The organism is Burkholderia anthina (assembly GCF_001547525.1).
Lineage (GTDB): Bacteria > Pseudomonadota > Gammaproteobacteria > Burkholderiales > Burkholderiaceae > Burkholderia > Burkholderia semiarida.
The window spans coordinates 132274-150856 of the sequence record NZ_LNJP01000004.1 but is presented as its reverse complement, the minus strand read 5'-3'; the positions used below and the strand labels follow the sequence as shown (position 1 = coordinate 150856).

The 18583-nt window shown below is 71.1% G+C and carries 5 protein-coding genes; 3 read left to right on the top strand and 2 right to left on the bottom strand.

Translation table 11 applies throughout. The features are described 5' to 3' along the window. From sctR to WS64_RS29820, 3 genes are all read left to right on the top strand, one after another. On the top strand, window positions 1-675 hold the full coding sequence (sctR, locus tag WS64_RS29830) for a type III secretion system export apparatus subunit SctR (protein WP_059584725.1): 675 nt from the start codon (window positions 1-3) through the stop codon (window positions 673-675). Continuing rightward, window positions 675-1457, top strand: a complete 783-nt coding sequence (locus tag WS64_RS29825) for a lytic transglycosylase domain-containing protein (protein ID WP_059640000.1) — start codon at window positions 675-677, stop codon at window positions 1455-1457. Before sctR ends, WS64_RS29825 begins: the two co-directional genes overlap by 1 nt. Window positions 1458-1721: 264 nt before the next feature. After that, window positions 1722-15245, top strand: a complete 13524-nt coding sequence (locus WS64_RS29820; protein WP_060968686.1) for an LWXIA domain-containing protein — start codon at window positions 1722-1724, stop codon at window positions 15243-15245. 66 nt (window positions 15246-15311) lie between these two features. Here the strand turns inward: WS64_RS29820 and asnB are convergent, their stop codons facing one another. Then, window positions 15312-17279, bottom strand: a complete 1968-nt coding sequence (asnB, locus tag WS64_RS29815; RefSeq protein ID WP_060968685.1) for an asparagine synthase (glutamine-hydrolyzing) — start codon at window positions 17277-17279, stop codon at window positions 15312-15314. 267 nt (window positions 17280-17546) lie between these two features. Then, window positions 17547-18578 carry an EscU/YscU/HrcU family type III secretion system export apparatus switch protein gene (locus WS64_RS29810; protein ID WP_060310650.1) on the bottom strand — a complete coding sequence of 344 codons (1032 nt, stop codon included), beginning with the start codon at window positions 18576-18578 and terminating at the stop codon, window positions 17547-17549. Between the last annotated feature and the right edge of the window lie 5 nt (window positions 18579-18583).

Sequence of the window (18583 nt, the reverse complement as noted above, 5' to 3'; positions counted from 1 at the left end):
ATGGGCAACCTGCCGAATCCGGTCGCGCTGATCGCGGTGATCGCCGCGCTCGGCATCGCGCCGTTCGCGGCGCTGATGGTGACGAGCTACACGAAGCTGGTGGTCGTGCTCGGCCTGCTGCGCTCCGCGCTCGGGATCCAGCAGGTGCCGCCGAACCTCGTGCTGAACGGCATCGCGCTGATCCTGTCGCTGTTCATCATGGCGCCCGTCGGGATGTCGATCCGCGACGCGCTGCAGGCGCGCCACTTCGATGCGTCGGGACAGTTGTCGACTTCGGACATCGGCGCGCTCGCCGATGCCGCGCTGCCACCGATCAAGGATTTCCTCGTGTCGCATACACGGCAGCGCGACCGCGAGTTCTTCGTGCGCACGGCCACCTCGGTATGGCCGAAGCACCGCGCGGACGGCATCAAGGACGACGACCTGCTCGTGCTGGTGCCGAGCTTCACGCTCGCCGAGCTGACGAAGGCGTTCCAGATCGGCTTCGTGATCTATATCGTGTTCATCGTCGTCGACCTGCTGGTCGCGAACATCCTGCTCGCGCTCGGGATGCAGATGATCTCGCCGACGACGATCTCTGTGCCGTTCAAGCTGCTCTTGTTCGTCGCGCTCGACGGCTGGTCGCTGCTCGTGCACGGGCTCGTGCTGTCGTATCGGGTCGCCGGAGCCGGATGATGCGCGCACGCGCCCTGCGAACCGCCGCCGCATGCGTTTGCGCGTTGATCGCGCTCGCGTGCGGGCAGCACGGCGTCGCGCATGCGGCCGGCAGCGCCGCCGGCTTCGCGCAACTGGCGCGCGCGTGCGCGCCGAACGTCGACCCCGATACGCTCGCCGCGCTGGTGCGCACCGAGTCGGGCTTCAATCCGTATGCGATCGGTGTGGTCGGCGGCCACCTGGCGCGCCAGCCGGCGTCGCTCGACGAGGCGCGCGCGACCGCGCGTGAACTCGCGTCGCGCGGCTTCAGCTACAGCGTCGGGCTCGCGCAGGTGAACGAGCGCAATTTCGCGAAATACGGGCTCGATGAAACGACGATGTTCGAGCCGTGCCGCAACCTGCGGGCCGGCGGCGCGATCCTGACCGAATGCTTCGCCCGCTCGTCGAATACCGGCCGCCCGGCCCAGGCCGCATTGCGCGCGGCGCTGTCGTGCTACTACAGCGGCAACTTCACGACCGGCTTCTCGAGCGGCTACGTGAGCCGCGTCGTCGCGAGCGCGCAGCGCAACGCGCACGAAGGCGGCGTCGAACCGATCCCGGTCGTGCGCGACGTGCCGCCGCCGGCGCGACAGCGGCGCATGGACGCGGCCGCGACCACGCCGCCCGAACGCGCGCGCAGGCTGCCGTTGCCGGCCGCGTCCGCCGATGCGCCGTCGTGCCATGCGCGCCCGGTCGTGATGATGTGCCGCGGCTTGCCGGCGAGCCAGGCGAAGCGGCTGTGCGTGCGGTGTCTCGACCCGTGAGCGCTTGATCGCGCGCGGCTCCGTGCGCTCGCACCCGCGCCGCTTTCAGGGGTCCGAACGACGGCGCGCGGCATGGCGGCCGCACGCCGGGCCGGCCTCGTAGTCCACCTCGTAGCCCGCGCGGCGCGCAGGCGCCGGCCGCTTCCCGCCGCTACGAAACTGCGGTGTTCCCGCTGCCGGGTGCGTCCGTACACTCGAACGATCACGTCGCGGCGTGCAGGGCGCCGCGCGTGCCGCGCGTCGCGCGGCTCAACGGAGACGAGCATGCTGTTGATCGACGGATTGGGACTGGGTGTGAACTGGCAGCGCTTCCTGTCGGAAACGCTGAATCCGGTCGTGGCGCCGCCCCCGCCGCCTCCGCCGCCGAAGAAGGACGATCCGGCGGCCGGGCCCGCGAACCCCACCACCGCCCCGCCGATTCCCGTCACCGCGTCGCTGGCCACCGATCCGTCTAAGCCGACCAACGCCGAGATCCAGTCCGCGACGTCGCTGATCCAGAGCATGGCCGCGCAATATACGGCGCCGCCGCCCGACATCACCGTCGAGAACGACAAGACGCGCGCGGTGCAAAAAGCGATCCAGAACGCGCAGACGAAGTACGACAACGCGTCGCAGACGCTACAGGGCGCGCAGAACGTGCTGCATCTGGTCAACCGCGATCCCGAGTCGACGGCCGACGACCGCAAGACCGCGCAGGCCGACTACGCGAAGGCGCGCACGGCGGCCGACACCGCGCAGCGCGAGCTGAACGTGACGACCGACGCCGGCTACATGATCCTGTACGGCGAACAGGCGAACGCCGACATGCCGGCCGGAATGAAGATCGACGACTCCGGCAAGGTGACGGACCCGGGCGACGCGCAGCACGCGGCCGACCAGCAGTTCAAGACGCTGCTGGCCGCCTTCCCCGATCATGCGAACGATCCGAACTGGGTGCCGCAGCCGGGCGACTGCAAGAATCCGCTGCAGATCCGGCTCTACGACGATTGGCAGACCGCGAGCGCGAAGGCGGCCGTGGGCGCGTCGAAATACTTCGCGGACGTCGCGAATTCCAACCTCGCATATACGCAGTTCCAGTCGTACCTCGCCGATCCGGACTACAAGGCCGCGCTGGATGCGGGCGTCGGGCGGTTGAACGACGCGCTGCAGCCGCTGGAGCTGCGGGTCACGATGCCCGACGCCCCCGCTTCGCAGGATGCCGCACAGCAGGCCGTCACGGCCGCCGCGAAGGATGCGAACTATGCGAACGCCGCGTACGGCGCGGCCAACGACAGCCTGGCGCTCACGAACGCGCAGCAGCGCTACGATTCGGCCAGCGGCAAGGAAGGGCCGACGGTGATCGTCCCGAACGAGGTGTCAAACGCGAAGACCGCGCTCGCCCGCGCGCAGACGGCCGCGAACACGAGCGGCGGCTATCTGCAGATGCTGTCCGCGCAACGGCAGGTCGACACGCTGCAGGCCGACTATACGAAGAAGCTGGACGCATCCAACGCGTGGCACAAGGACAATCCGCACGCGATGATCAAGGATCCGCAGGTCGATCTGGACCTCGGCGATGCGTATGCGAAGCTCGATCAGGCGAAGCAGCAGGCGAGCATCGCGCACGACGGCTTCGTCGTCGCGTACGGCGCGACGCTCGCGCAGCAGTACGACGATCAGGCCTCGCAGATCAAGGCGAAGGTCAACCCGCCATCGATATTCACGAAACCCGCGCTCCAGTCGCCGCTGCTGACGCCGTCGCTGTCGACCGCGAACGGCCTGCCCGGCCTGCCCGCGTCGTCGTTGTCGACGGCCGCGTCGGCCGCCCCCACCGGCACGCCGTCGCTGCCGAGCGCATCGCCGCTGGCCTCGCCGACGTTGCCGGGGTCCAACGGCGCGTCGTCGCTGCCCGCGTCGCCGCTGCTCGACCGGCCGTTCCTGCTGCCGCAATCGTCGGGCCCGTCCGCCGCGCAGGCGGGCCCGACGATGCTCGACGTGAAGCGCATGCAGACCGTCGCGGGCGCGATCCGCGCGGCCGACAGCCGGATGTCGGATTCGGTCAACGAGCGCGCGACCCAGCTCGCGCTGTCGCAGGCGCGCATCAAGCAGACGCAGGCGAAGAGCACGCTCGAGTCGGTGCAGAAGCAGTATGACGACTGGGCCGCCGCGAATCCGCCGCCCATGCGTTTTCGCACCGTCGCGGGCGACGACATGATCCCGGCGCCGTCAGCGCCGCGCCCGAACCTGTATCAGGACCAGCTCGACAAGGCGAAGGCGGCCGTCACGCAGGCCGACAACGCGGTGCAGCGCCTGCAGCTGCTGAGCGAGACGTCGCATCAGCAGGTGCTGATGGACCGGTTCGACGCCGGCCTCGACGAACGGCTGCGCTACGCGGCGCCCGGCTCGGACGAGGAGAACGACTACAAGAAGGCGCTGCACGATTTCTACGAAGCACATCGCGGCGAATTGTCGAACTCGCTGCTCGACGCGGCCAGCGCGAGCACCAACAACGGCGGCACGATCGCGTTCGGCAAGCTGACCGACAACGAACAGCGCAACCTGATCGGCGTCGCGCTCGGCATGCAGCCGGACGTCCGGAACGATGCGGCGTCGGGCGACGGTTCGGACCTCGTATCGCCGACGAAGGACGATGTCGCGCGCTACACCGACAAGGAAAAGCTGAAGACGATCAACAGCGTGCGCGACAAGCTGCTGGAGATCGGCGGCGGCGCGACGACGCAGGTCAGCGTGTTGCCGATGGTCTACGCCGCCAAGGAGGCCGGCATGACCACCAGCGCGCTGTTCAAGGTCAGCGGCAAGGACGGCACGCAGTACGTCGACGAGACGGCGAGCAACTACGACGACATCAACGACTACATCGATAACAACGAGCTGTCGACGGACGGCACGGTCGACATCGCGACCGGCCACAACGCGGACGGCACGCTGCAGCTCGTGTCGAAGGCCGCGCATCACGAAAGCGGCTTCGACAGTTTTCTGAACACGCTGACCAGCACGGGCCTGAACATCGGCATGATGGTCGGCGGGATGGCGCTCGAAGGCCTCGGCACGCTGCTCGACGGCACCGGCATCGGCGCGATCGTCGGCGTACCGCTGAACATCCTCGGCGCGGGGATGATGTACACGGCGATCGGCGCGACGATGACGAGCGCCGGCCTCGATCTGGCCAACCGCGCCGACCACGGGCGCAGCCTCAATCCGTTTACCGACCCGGGCGCGCGGGCCGACTTCATCAATCTCGTGCCGATGGGCGCGGCGGGCGCCGCGAAGCTCGCCGGCAGCAAGCTGTTCACGCGCGCGGTCACGACGCTCACGCGCACGCCGAAGGTCGCGTCGGTGCTCGCCACCGGCGCGCGGACCACCGCGGTCGTGACGGGCGTGGGCGGTGCGCTCGAGGCGTTCGGCGAAGCGGGCTACGACTATTTCGTCACGGGCGACAAGAAGGCGGCCGGCGAGCAGCTCAAGTCCGGGATCACCAACGTCGCGCTGATGGCGGCCGGCGGCCTCAAGGAACGCGCGGTGACGTCGGTGCGCACGCGCACCGGCCGGCCGGTGCCGATTCGCGGGGCCGACGGCAAGACCGTCGCCGTCGACAGCCGGATGATCGGCCGGATACTCGAGAGCGGCGACGCGTCGTCGCTCGCGGCCGGCCGCACGCGCGTGACGCTCGACGGCGAAGCCGTCAAGGTGTCGCCGGACGGCACGCTGCGCGTGGGCGACAAGGTGCTCACCTACGACAACACGCCGATTCGCGTGCTCGACCGCGCATCCGCGAAACGCCTGCCGCCGGGCAAATCGGTGGTGCTCGGCGAAGACGGCACGCTGTCCGTGGTATCGGTGTCGCCGAAGGCATGGACCAACGGTACGCGCGTCGACGACGTGACGGGCACCGGCGAGCGCATGTCGTTCGGCCCCGACGGCGAGATGAGCGTGACGCCGAAGATCGTCGCGAAGACGCCGCTCGACGTGCTGCAACACGTGCTCGACCAGGCGAGCGACGCCTACCGGCAGACGGCCGCCGGCGCGCAGGCGCCGCGCCGCCTCGCGCAGACAGCGGCCGAAGGCGAAGCCGCGAGCGTGTCCGCCGATGCGCGCAGCACGCGACGCACCAGCGAGGAACGCGCCCGCGTGCAGCAGCAGCGCGACCAGACCGATGCCGAACGCAGCACGACCGCGAGCGCCAACCGGCGCAGCGCCGATACGCAATCGATGCGCTGGCGGCCGGTCGCGGCCGACGAGCCGGCCGGCCCGGGCACGCGCGCGAAGCCGGACGGCGCGCCGCCGCGCGTCAACGCGAAGGTCGTCGATCTGACGGAGGACGCGCCCGTCACGCGCGCGGCGACGTCCGATCCGGCCGGCATCGCCGTACCGCGCGGGCCGCGCGCCGAGCCGATGGAGCTCGGCAATCGCACGGTCTACGTGGTGCGCAGCGGCGCGACACCCGACGCGCCCGGGGCACGGCCATCGTCGCCGCGCCCGCAGGATCTCGAGGAACCGGTGATCGTCGTCGCCGGCGAACACGACGCGGCGCTCGCACCCGAGCTCGCGAACCGCTGGCAGAAGCCCGTCTATGCGGCCGCGCCCGACGCATTCGGTGCGGACGGCCAACTGCGCGCGGGCGCGCGCGTGCTGCGCTTCGATCCCGCGCCGGAGACGGCCGCGGCCCCTGAAGCCGGCCTGCCGGACGGCATCGCGCCCGACGAAGCGCCGCCCACGTCGCCCCGCGCGGCCGCCGACGACACGGTGATCGTGCTGGCCGGCAAGCGCGGCCCGAACGAACCGGCGATGCCGCGGACGGCCGCGCCGCCCGAGCCGGTCCATGCGCTCGACGGCGTGTTCAGCGCGCCGAACCGCGTGCTCGTGCTCGTCCAGCCGGAACGCGCCGGCGCGCCCGAGCGAATGGCGCAACGCGACACCGCCGCGGCCGACCGCGGCGCACGCGCGCTCGACGACGCGCACGGCCAGGCCGCCCGCGCGCCGGCGGACAGCGAACGTCGCACCGCGGCGAACGACGACGTCGGCCTCGCCGCCGCGCACCCCGAAACGACCGAGACGGCCCCGCCCGATCACGGCGCATCGAAGCCGGGCTGGGTCACGCGGATGCAGATGCGCTTCGGCGGCGCGGCGCTGCCCGAAGCCGCGCAGGCGCTCGCGATGCAGTCGGGCACGCTCGCCACGCAACTGCGCATGCTGCAGGACGCCGGCTGGCGCGTGACGCTCGGCAAGCGCGGCGGCGGCAGCCGCATCGACCCGCGCAAGCGCCGCGTGACGATCGACGGCGCGCTCCAGCATCCGGGCAGCATCACGTACACGCTCGCGCACGAGGCGCGCCATGCGGTCGAGGCGATGGCCGGCGTGCTGAACCTCGACTACGGCAACCGCAGCCGCTTCACGCGCAAGGCGCTCGAAGCCGAGGCCCGCGCGCAGATCAACGCGTTCGAGGCACGCTACGAAATCGAGCTCGCGGGCGGCGGCGACATTGCCGCGCACGTGCGCCTGCCCGATGCGATCGAGCGCGAAGGCGCCGCGTGGCGCGCGCCGTCGCACGACTATGCGGGCACGGTCGGACGCCTCGTCGACGCATTCGCCGATGCGCCCGTGTCGGGCCGCGACGGCGAGACCTACCGCGACTTCTACGACGACGTCTGGTCGCGCCAGAAGCGCCGCGGCGGCATCCCGCGCCGGATGCCCGCGCCGCAGACGCACGAGACCGGCGGCGCGCCGCACGGCGTGCGCGGCTTCGACGAACGCGTGGCATGGAGCCGCGCGCATGCCGAATATGCGTCGCCGTTCGGCGACGGGCCCGTGCCGGCGGTGGCCGACCTGCAGGCGGCGCGCAGCCGCCACTTCACGATGCTGCAGGACCAGGGCGTGCTGATGCTGCACGCCGATACGCTGGCGGACGGCACGCTGCTCGCGGGCGGGCGGCCGGCCGGCGTGCATGAATACGCGCTCGACCAGGCGCCGTCGTTCCTGGTCAAGGACGGCTATTCGATCGTGCTGTCCGCGAAGCACGGTGGCGATGCGGCGGCCGCCGGGCTCGCGAATCTGTGGCAGCGGCCGGTGTATGCGCCGCCCCCGCACGCGGTCGGCGAACGCGCGGCGCTGCTCGACACCGGTGTGTTCCGCCGCTACGACCCGGCGCCCGCGGCGCCGCACGATCTCGGGCCGCTCGCGGCCGATGCCGAAGGCGTGCACGTCGAAGGCAATCCGGCCGCGCGGATCGACGTCGAGCGTCACGTCGGCGAACTGCTCGGCGCCGGCGCCGAGAAAACCGTGTTCGCGCTCGGCCACGATGCCGCGCTCGCGGTGTACGACACCGGCCCGCATACGTCGGAAGCGCGTCAGATCGACGCGGCGATCGACGAGAGCATCGCACTCGACGATCTCGCCTCGTACGGCCTGAAGACCGTGACGATGGATGGGCCGTTCTCCGCGCTGAACCGCGTCGCCGTGCTGTACCGGCCGCTCGGCGTGTTCCACAGCTTCGGCTTCGAGACGGGCGCGCTGCCGCGCGTGGTGTCGCGCGCGGCGCTGGAGCACATCCAGCGGATTCGCGACGTCGTCGAACGCACGGGCATCGGCTTCGACCTGCAAGGCCTCTTCACGCGCGGCGGCGATTTCCTGCTGAGCGACCCCGGTGCGATCGGCATGGGCGCGAGCGAGCACTTCGCCGCGCTGGAACGGCTCGCGGTGATCGAGCGCGCGCTGACGCAAGGCCTCGAGCGCGGCAACATCGAACTCGCGCATCCGCGGCTGGCGGAAACGCCGCCGCCCGATGCGTTCGTGCAGAAGCCGTCGGTCATCACGCGCGTGCGGATGCGCTTCGGCGGCGCGCCGCTGCCGAAGGAAGCGTACCGGCTGATCGACGCGTCGAGCCTGCTGTCGCAGCAGCTTCGGCTCGGCGCCGACGCAGGCTGGAAGGTCGTGCGCGGCAAGCCCGGCGGCGGCAGCAAGATCGACACGCGGCGGCGGCGCGTCACGATCGACGGCGGCCTGCAGTCGGCCGGATCGATGGTCTACGTGCTCGCGCACGAAGCCCGCCATGCGCTCGAGGCCGCGACCGGCACGCTCGGGCTCGACTACGGCTCGACGCAGCGCTACGTGCGCAGCGCGCTGCTCGCCGAGGCGCGCGCGCAGGTCAATGCATTCGCGGTGCGCGACGAGATCCGCGCGAACCTCGGCGTCGACATCGGCCGCCACGTCGCGCTGCCCGAGGCGATCGCCAACGAATACGGCCGCGCGCGGGCCGGCGACGCCGCGTCGCTCGCGCGCCTCGCCGACGCGTTCGAGCACAGCCCGACGTCGCTCGACGGCGGCGTGACCTACGGCGAGCTGTATCGGCGCCATGCGCAGGCCGCGCGGCGCATCGGCGTCACGATGCCGGCGCCGCGCGAGACGGCCGCGACGCTCGCCGAAGAAACGGCATGGTCGCGCGCACGTCCGGTGAAGGCATCGCCGTTCGACGGCAAGCCGGTCGCCGGCGTCGACGCGCTGACGCTCGACCGCTCGGGCCCGCTGTCGTACGACCGCGACGGCCGCATCGTGATCGTGCATGGCGTCACCGATGCGCAAGGCCGCCTCGTCGATCCGGACGGCCGGCCCTACACGCCGGTCGAGGTCACGCTCGCGCACCGCTCGGTGCTCGGCCTGCCCGGCTCGTCGGTGATTCTGTCGGCACGCAACGGCCGCGACGCCGCCGCATGGCTCGCGAACGTCTGGCAGCGCCCCGTCTACGCACCGCCGACGATCGCGGTCGGGGTCGGCGCGGAGGCACGGCTCGGCCACACGAACGCGTGGCTGCGCTACGATCCCGCGCCGCACCAGCGCCCGGAGCTGGGCGCGCTCGACGTGGACGGCAACGGCGTCCACGTGAGCGGCGATCCGGCCGCGCGCGTGCCGGTCGAGCGCTTCACCGGCGCGGCGACCGGCGCCGGTATCGAGAAGACCGTGTTCGAACTGGGCCGCCGCAATGCGATCGGCCTCTACGAAGGCACGGACAATCGCGCGATTCTCGACCACATCGAATCGATCCGCCTCGAACAGGAAGGCCTCGCGGCGCTGCGCGCGCACGGCCTGCGCACGCTCACGGTCGGCGGCCCGTTCTCGGCATTCGATCGCGTGGCCGTGATGTACGCGCCGTTCGCGTCGCTGAGCAGCCACGACGTGATGGCCGGCGTGCTGCCGGCGCGCGTCACCCGCGACGCCTTCGCGCAGCTCGAGCGCGCGCGCGACGTCACCGCGCGGCACCGCCTGTACTACGACTTCGAAGGCGTGTTCGACGCGCACGGCGACTTCTACCTGAGCGACCCGTCGACGGTCATGACCGATGCGCCGAAGCTGAACGTCGAAGGCATCGTCCGCGAGATCGGCGCGCTGCGCGCGACGCTCGAGGACGGCATCGCACGCGGTGCGATCGAGCTCGCGCATCCCGGCATCACCGAACACCTGCCACCCGACGCGTTCGTGCAGAAGCCGTCCGTCATCACGCGCGTGCGCATGCGCTTCGGCGGCGCGCCGCTGCCCAAGGCCGCCCATGCGCTGATCGACCGCTCGAGCCTGTTGCGCCAGCAGGTCGCGCTGGCCGGCGAGGCCGGCTGGAAAATCGTGGTGGGCCGGCCCGGGCGCGGCAGCCGGATCGATACCGCGAAGCAGCGGATCGTGCTCGACGGGCAGTTCCACGGCAGCGGCACGCTCGTCTACACGCTCGCGCACGAAGCGCAGCACGCGGTCGAGACGATCACGCGCCGCCTCGCGCTCGACCGCTCGTCGCCGGAGGCGCTGACCGACAGCGCGCTGATGGCCGAGGCGCGCGCGCAGGCGAACGCGTTCGCGGTGCGCCGCGAAATCCTCGACGACGGCGGCATCGACATCGCGCGGGACGCCCGCCTGCCCGACGCGATCGCACGCGAAGCCGACCACGTGCTGCCCGGCGACGAAGCCGGGCTGCGCCGGCTCGCGGCCGCATTCGGCGACGCCGCGCCGTCCGTGCCGGGCCACGCGACCTATCGCGCGTACTACGCGAGCCAGGCCGACGCGATGCAGGCGCTCGGCATGCCGCGCGAGATGCCGGCGCCCGCGCCGCAGCCGGCGTCGAACGCGCCCGTGCCAGCGGCAACGGCGGACGCCGCAAGCCGCCAGCATGCGCTCGATCACCTCGCGTCGCACGGCAAGCGCGACCTGATCCGCATCGACGGTTCGCAACTCGCGTCGCTCCAGCAGATGAAGGATGCGTTCGGCACGAATGCGCACGTGCTGATCGCGGAGCACGAACCGCGGCCGGAGGCCTCCATCGACGCGCGCCACGCGCAGCCGAAGTTCGTCGCGAGCATGCGCACCGACGAGAACGGTACGTTCGTCGACAAGGCGTCCGCCGATCCGGCCGTGCCGATCCGCGACGCGGTCTATCGCGCGCTGAAGGACAACGGCCAAGCGGAACGCGCGGACGTCGATTTCTACGTGTCGCCCGTGTCGCTCGCGGAACTGCGCGAGTACGGCGGCGCCGCGCGGATCACCGCGCGCAGCGACGGGCGCGCCTGGGAAGCCGAACAGGCGGGCGCGACGCCCGACGCGAACGTCGTCACGACGCTGAAGTCTCTCGCCGACGCGCCGCGCTTTCGCCGGCCGAAACAGGCGGCGAAAGCGGCCGGCGACGGCGCGACGCTTTACGCGATCGACAAGGAAACCGGCACGGTGCTCGGCTACGCGACGCGCAACGCCGCGCACGACTGGACCTATCACGAATCGACCTCGCTCGGCGACGCGACGATCGCGCCGCGCGATCTCGGCGCCGCGTTCCGCCGGCGCGCGCACAACCTGTCCGGCGGCCGGCGCGGCGTGCGGTTCGTCGTGACGGACGTCGCGCACGACACGGTCGAGCGCTACGGCGGCTTCGCGCCGGCGGAGATGCGCAAGGCGCTCGGCGACGAGAAGCCGCCGATGCAGAAACTCGGCACGCGCGTGCAGCGCGGCCTCGCGAAAGCCGATCCCGGCGTGCGCCGCAAGATCGCGGAGATCGAGGGCGCCGACAGTCCGTTCCTGCCGCCGAAGCTCGTACCGGACAGCGAGCAGCTCGCGATCGACTTCAGCGGCGCGAACACGCTGCACCTGATGCGCGCGCTGGAGCTGAAGGCTCTTCGCGGCGATCACTACGTGTACGTGTACGAGACCGATCATCCGGTCGCCGAATCGCTGCACACGCGCCGCGGCATCATCGCGATCCACGACGGCAACGCGCGCTGGTACGACGACGCCGAGCAATTGCGCGACCGGCCGGACGCGGGCCGCCCGCTCGACGAGATGCCGCTCGGGCGCGGCCCGTTCGGCGCGAACCAGCACTTCCTGCTGTCGACGCTCGCGCCCGATGCGTTCGACCCGCGCGCGACCGCCACGCAGAAAGCCGCGCTCGCGCAACGGCTCACGCAGTTGCTCGACGAGAAGTCGTATTTCGATGCGCTGCCGCAGAAGTTCGACCTCGCGACGCGCTGGATCCGCACGCAGATCGCCGGCCAGATCGATCGCGTGAAAGCCGCGCAGGCCGACCTCGCCGCCGCCCAGCAAGCCGCGCGGCAGGCCGCGCAGCCGGCGGGCGGCGCGACGGGCTCCACCGGCCCCGCCAGCCGGGTGCGCAATGCGCTGCGCGGCAAGGGCCGCCGGCGCAACCGCCGCGCCGCGAATGCGTCGAACGCGTCGAACACGCCGGCCGCGCCCAAGCCGCCGAAAACGCCGGCGGCCAAGCCGCTGACGCTGCGGCCCTACCAGCCGAGCCTCGGTTCGAGCACGGTCGCGGAATGGGTGATGCGCTACGGCGCCGCGAAGGTGGCCGACTGGTTCCCGACGGTCGACCGCGTGAAGGCGCTCGCCGCGCGCAGGCACCAGCCCGATGCCGGCGGTCTCGCGCTGACCGACGAACCGCAGACGATCCTGGCCGACGCACCGATGCTGAAAGCGCTCGGCATCCCCATCGGTCTCGCGCGCGAGGTGTCGAGCATGCCGTCGCGCGGGCCGGTGGCCGATCCCGGCGGCGATCACAACCGGTTCGTGAAGTGGATGCAGGCGTACGCCACGCGCCACAGCGCGGCCCGAATGATCGACAAGCGCGCGATCCAGGCGTTCGTGCGCGCGCCGGCCGAGATCCAGGACCGCGTCGCGCCGATGGCGCGCGCGTTCAACCTGCGCGACGATCCCGCGCTCGCGGTGCGCTACGTCGAGCAATACGGCGGCGCGATGCCGGTGGTGTCGATTCCGGTCGATCCGCACACGCTCGCGGCGGCGCGCGGCGGCAAGCACGATCCGGCGTTCATCCGGCGCGCCCGCCAGTTCGGCTCCCCGATCGGCGCGCGCTACAACGAGGCCGACGCGACGATCACGCGCGAGGCGCCGGACGGCACCACGCGCACGCTCGAGCTCGACGACATCGCGCATCTGCACAAATGGCTCACCGCGGCGTCGCGCCATGGCTTCCAGCTTCGCCTCGAAGCGGCGTCGGGCCGCCCGCTCGTCTCCGCGGACGACCGCCGCACGATCGCCGGCACCAACGACAGCTACGCCGAATACACGCGGCTCATGACGTCATTCGAGACGTGGTCGCACGATCATGCCGGCGAGCCCGCGCCGAACGTGATGCTGAGCTTTCACGGGTGGGACGCCGTGCTCGAACCGGTGCCGGGCGCCGGCCACGTCGAGCTGCTCGATGCGCTGCTCGACCGCAAGGCGATCGACTGGCTGCACGTGGGGCTGTCGTACGGCACGCACGGCGCCGACTTCATCGCGAACCAGGACCTGACGCGGGCGCTGGCGGAACGGATCGTCGACTATTACCAGACCGACCGTCACGGCAAATTCGCGCGGCTGCACGGCGCCGATGCGCTCACGCGCGTATTCGAACCGGTGAGCCCCGAGACGTTCGCGAACCAGCAGCAGGTGCTGTTCGCGGAAATCGCGCGCATCGGCAAGTCGAAAGGCCTGTCCGACGACGCGCTCGCGACGCTGCGCGGCGAACTGTACGAACGCAACACGACCGCGCTCGTCAACCAGGCGCGCAAGGCGACCATCGAGCATGCGATGACGCAGTGGGCGTCGGCCGATCATCCGCCCGCCACGCGCACCGAAAAGCTCGCGCGCCGCTTCGGCGAACGCTGGCTCGCGGAAACCGGCAGCCGCGCGCCGGGGCGCGGCACCGTCGTGTCGACCGCCGATCCCGCGGGGCCGCTGCCCGACAGTCGCGCGTACTGGCAATCGGTGGTCGAGCGCGAAGCGCTGAAGAACGATCCGTCAAAGCCGATCAGCGTCGGCCGGCAGATCGCGGCGAATCCGAAACAGGCCAAGATGATCGAGGAGCTGCAGGCGCTCGCGCAGATCAACGCGCTGCGCGTGCATCGGCCATCGTTCCGCAAGGCGGAGCTGTGGAAGTCGATCGGCTTCAGCTCGCTCGTCACCGGCGCGGGTGCGCTCGTGATCGCCGATACGCTCGGCGCGACGCACGTGCTGCGGCAGGACATGCTGGGCAGCGCGACGTCGTCGTTCCTGCTGGGCTCGCGTCTGGGCCGCGTGTTCCAGGTCATGCACCAGGGTGCGGTGCGCAGCCTGCAGGCCGGCGATCCGAAGGCCGCGCAGGCGGTGCTCACGCGGCTCGAAGTGACGCTGTCGCGGCAGTTGCGCTCGGGCGCGCACGATTACGGCCAGAACCGGCGCGCCCAGCTCGAACAGATCTCGAACGAAGCACGGACGCTGGCGGCGCAGTATGTCGAACTGAACCGCGTCGGGCTGATGAGCTTCGACGACGCGACCACCCACATCAAGGCGCTCGCCGCGGACGTGCTCGCGCAGATGCAGGGCACCGTCGGCGGCACGTCGCTGCAGCAGCTCCATACCGGCAACCCGCGTCACCTGTTCGGGATCGCGGGCCGCGCGGGCGCCGCGATCACGTCGACCGCGACGCTCGCGGTCGGCATCAGCGGCGTCGTGCACGCGCACGGGGCGTTCGATCTCGCCTACGGGTCGGCCGCCATCGCGAGCGGTGCGTTCGGCGCCACGTATGCGGGCCTCGTCTATACGATCGGCGCGCACCGCGTGAATGCCGACAAGCGCAGCCGCATCGTGCGCTTCACCGATTCGGCGAGCGACTTCATGGCCGTCGCGTACGGCGGCCTCGGCACCGGCGTGCAGTGGAGCGGCGGCCATTACGACCTCGCGATCGCGACCGGCGTGTCCACCGCGCTGCTGCTCGGCGGGCGTCTGAACACGCATTTCCCGAACGCGACGCCGCTGATCAACAAGATCCCGACGGCCGTCGTGCTGATTCCGGTCGGCGCGTTCGCGTACAAGCTGATCGAAGGGCTGTGGACGACGTTCTTCGGCTCGGGGTCCGGTTCGTCGAATCAGTCGAATCAGTCGAATTCGTCGCAATCGAATCTCGCACCCGGTGCGTCGCCGAGCGCGTCGCCGAGCGCTTCGGCCAGTCCTTCGGCGAGCGCTTCGGCGAGCGCATCGCCCGGTACGCCGCCTGCCGCGCCGGCTTCGCCGTCGGCCAGCGCCACGCCGTCGGCCGCGCAGCCGTCCGGGTCGCCGCAGCCCTACATCGTCGTCGCCGGCGATTCGCTGTGGGTCGTCGCCGACCGGCATCGCCAGTCGCTGCTCGACGCCGCGCACGTGTCGCGCGCCGATCAGCAGGCGATGACGCGCGGCGAGCAAGACAGGCTCGCGCTCAACGAGATCCTGCAGCTCAATCCGTCGGTGTCAGGCGATCCGAACCGCCTGGCGGTCGGCACGCCGCTGATCGTGGGCTGATCCCGGCGCGCGGGCCGCGTGGCGCCGCGCGCGCCGGTCGCGCGCGGCACCCCGCATCACGCGACATCACGCCGCCCGCTGATGTTCCAGCCACGCCTGGAACATCAGCACCGTCCACAGCTGATGCTGCCAGTTCATCCGGCCCGTCTGGTGCTGGCGCCACAGCCGCTCGACCGCCGCCGCATCGAAGAAGCCTTCCTCGCGCAAGCGCGACGGCCGCAGCAGCGCGTCGGCCCAGTCGCGCAGCGCGCCGCGCAGCCAGTGGTCGACCGGCGCGCAGAAGCCCTGCTTCGGCCGGTCGATCAGCGCGGCCGGCACGTAGCGGTCGAGCAGCCGGCGCAGCAGCGCCTTCGACTGCCCTTCGGGCAAGCGCACCGACGCCGGCACGCGCCACGCGAATTCGACGACGTGATGATCGAGGAACGGCATGCGCGTCTCGAGGCTCACGGCCATCGCCGCGCGATCGACCTTCGCGAGGATGTCGGTCGGCAGGTACGTGAGCGTGTCGATCGCCATCGCCTGCTCGGCGAAGCTCAGGTGCGCGGGCCACGCGGACACCGTGTCGAGCGGCGTCGGCGGCTCCTGCCCCGACAGCGCGATGCGCTCCGGATGATGCACCGACGACATCAGCAGCCGGTACAGCCCGATGCGGCTCTCGGCCGTCATCACATGGCCGAGCTTGTGCAGCCGATCGCCGATGCGCGACGACGATTCGCGCGCCTCCACGCCGCCCCACGCGCCCTGCGCGACGGCCGCGAGCTGGTCCGCGTGATCGGGCCGCAACGCGTGCAGCGCGGCGGCGATCCGCGCGCGCACGGCGGCCGGCACGCGATGCAGCTTGCGCCACAGGCGCGGCGTCAGGAAATAGCGCGTGTAGCCGCCGAACAATTCGTCGCCGCCGTCGCCGGACAGGCTCACCTTCACGTGCCGGCGCGTCAGTTCGGAGACGAGAAAGGTCGGGATCTGCGACGCGTCGGAGAACGGCTCGTCGTAGATCGACGGCAGCTTCGGCACGACGCCGAGCGCATGGTCGGCGGTCACGTAAAGCTCGGTATGGCGCGTGCCGAGATGGCGCGCGACCGCCTTCGCGTAACCGGCCTCGTCGTAGCCGGCCTCGTGAAAGCCGATCGTAAACGTGTCGACCGGCGTCGCCGATTGCGCCTGCATCAGCGCGACGATCGTCGACGAATCGATGCCGCCCGACAGGAACGCGCCGAGCGGCACGTCGGCTTCCATCTGCCGCGCGACGGCCTGGCGCAGGATCGTGTCGAGCTGGTCGACGGCTTCGTCGGCGCTGCCCTCGAACGGCTGCGCGCGGCCCGCCTCGATCGCCTGTTCGAGCGTCCAGTAGGTGCGCAGGCGTGGCGTGTCGCGCGCATGTTCGAACTGGATGTACGTGCCGGGCGGCAGCTTGCGGATGCCGCGATAGATCGTGTAAGGCGCGGGCACGCTCGACTGGCGCAGGTACAGGCACAGCGCGTCGCGGTCGATCTCGCCGTCGAAGCCCGGATAGCCGCGCAGCGCCTTCAGCTCGGACGCGAACACGAGCGCGTCGCCGATCCGCCCGTAGTAGAGCGGCTTTTCGCCGATCCGGTCGCGCGCGAGCGTCAGCACACGCGACGCGCGGTTCCACAGCGCGAACGCGAACATGCCGGTCGCCCGGCGCAACGCGGCCTCGACGCCCCACGCGACGATCGCCGCGATCAGCACCTCGCTGTCGGAGTGGCCGCGCCACGCCGGTGCGCGCCCCGCGCGCTCGAGCTCGGCGCGCAGTTCGCGATGGTTGTAGATTTCGCCGTTGAAGACGAGAACGTAGCGGCCGCACGCGGAAGCCATCGGCTGCCGGCCGTGCACCGACAGGTCCACGATCGCGAGCCGCCGGTGGCCGAGCGCGATGCCGGCCTCCGGGTCGACCCAGATCCCCTGTCCGTCGGGCCCGCGGTGCGCAAGGCTCGCCGTCATTCGCGCGAGCGTGCCGCGCGCTGTCTCCTCATCGAAGGCGACGCTATTCAGAAAGCCGTCGATTCCGCACATTGATATGTCCGCCCCTGTTGACCTGTTCCGTCACGTACGGCACGACCTCGCGGCCGCCGTCGGGCGTGACGGTCGAGCCATATTACGAAGAAATAAATCAGCAATAATTCACCAGTGAATGTCGGCGGCGTCCGGAAAAAAATGGACGTCAAGTGCCGCGTGCGGATGGTCGTGCAACGGGGCCATATCGAATCGGATGAATTGGCCGGCAAACGTGGCGGACAAAAAAGGGGGGGCCGCATGCCGATGCGACGCCGCAACGCCACGTCACGCGGCGCCGGTCGCCCATTTCAGCAACTGCGCGACCTCGCGGAAATGCTGCGGCTGGATCGTGCCGTTCTCGGGCGTGGTCTCGTACAGCGCCTGCGCGAGCCCGACGTTCGCGAGCGTCGGGCGCAGCGCGTCGCGGGCCAGCCGCACGATCCGCTCGGCCGCGTCGCCCTCGCCGCGCGCGAGCACCCACGGCAGCGAGCCCATCCCGCCGTAATAGAGCGCGACCGCGACGCGCGGCGAATAGACGACCACCGACGCATAGCCGATCCGGTCGGGCAGCGACGCGAACTGCACTTCGCGCGCGAGCTGGCGGCGCTTCGCCTGGATGTGCGGATCGCCTTCGTCCTCCTTGTGCTCGCGCCGCACTTCGTCGATCGACATCTTCATTTTCTGGTTGAATTCATGCCGTTGGTGCACGATGTCGATCAGCGCCATCACGATATAGATCAGCGCGGCCCAGCCGAACAGCAGCATCAGCAGCTTCACGATCAGCGCGAGGATCGATACCGGCCGCGTGAAGCCCGACTGCACGGATGGATCGAGCGATTCGACGATCAGCCAGCCGAGCGTCGCGACGAGCAGCGCCGTCTTCAGCAGCATCTTCGCGAGGTTGACGAGGTTGCGCAGCGACCACAGGTTCTTCATCCCCTCGGCCGGGTTGAGCCGCGACAGTTGCGGCACGAGGCGGCTCCACGCCATCACGCCGCCCACCTGCACGAAGCCCGCGAGCAGCCCGGCCAGCAGCCCGGCCGCGACGATCTGCGCGGACTGCGTGGCCCAGTCGCGCGCGGCGCCGTCGATCAGCACCGCGAGCCGCGCGGCGGGGTCGGCCGCGCCGACCGCGTCGAACACGAGCCGGAACAGCGCCTGCAAGCGCGCGAACAGCGAACCGATGCCCACCGCGAGCGCCACGCACACGCCGACGAAGAACGCCGACGACACCGTTTCCGCGCTCTTCGGCACGTCGCCTTTCTCGCGCGCCTCGCGCAGGCGCTTCGCGGTCGGCTTCTGGTCCTTTTCGGCCATCGCGG

What these genes read in the sequence shown, in the direction of transcription:
- sctR (WP_059584725.1), top strand. Translation starts at nt 1, where the DNA reads ATGGGCAACCTGCCGAATCCGGTCGCGCTGATCGCGGTGATCGCCGCG.
- WS64_RS29825 (WP_059640000.1), top strand. Translation starts at nt 675, where the DNA reads ATGCGCGCACGCGCCCTGCGAACCGCCGCCGCATGCGTTTGCGCGTTG.
- WS64_RS29820 (WP_060968686.1), top strand. Translation starts at nt 1,722, where the DNA reads ATGCTGTTGATCGACGGATTGGGACTGGGTGTGAACTGGCAGCGCTTC.
- asnB (WP_060968685.1), bottom strand. Translation starts at nt 17,279, where the DNA reads ATGTGCGGAATCGACGGCTTTCTGAATAGCGTCGCCTTCGATGAGGAG.
- WS64_RS29810 (WP_060310650.1), bottom strand. Translation starts at nt 18,578, where the DNA reads ATGGCCGAAAAGGACCAGAAGCCGACCGCGAAGCGCCTGCGCGAGGCG.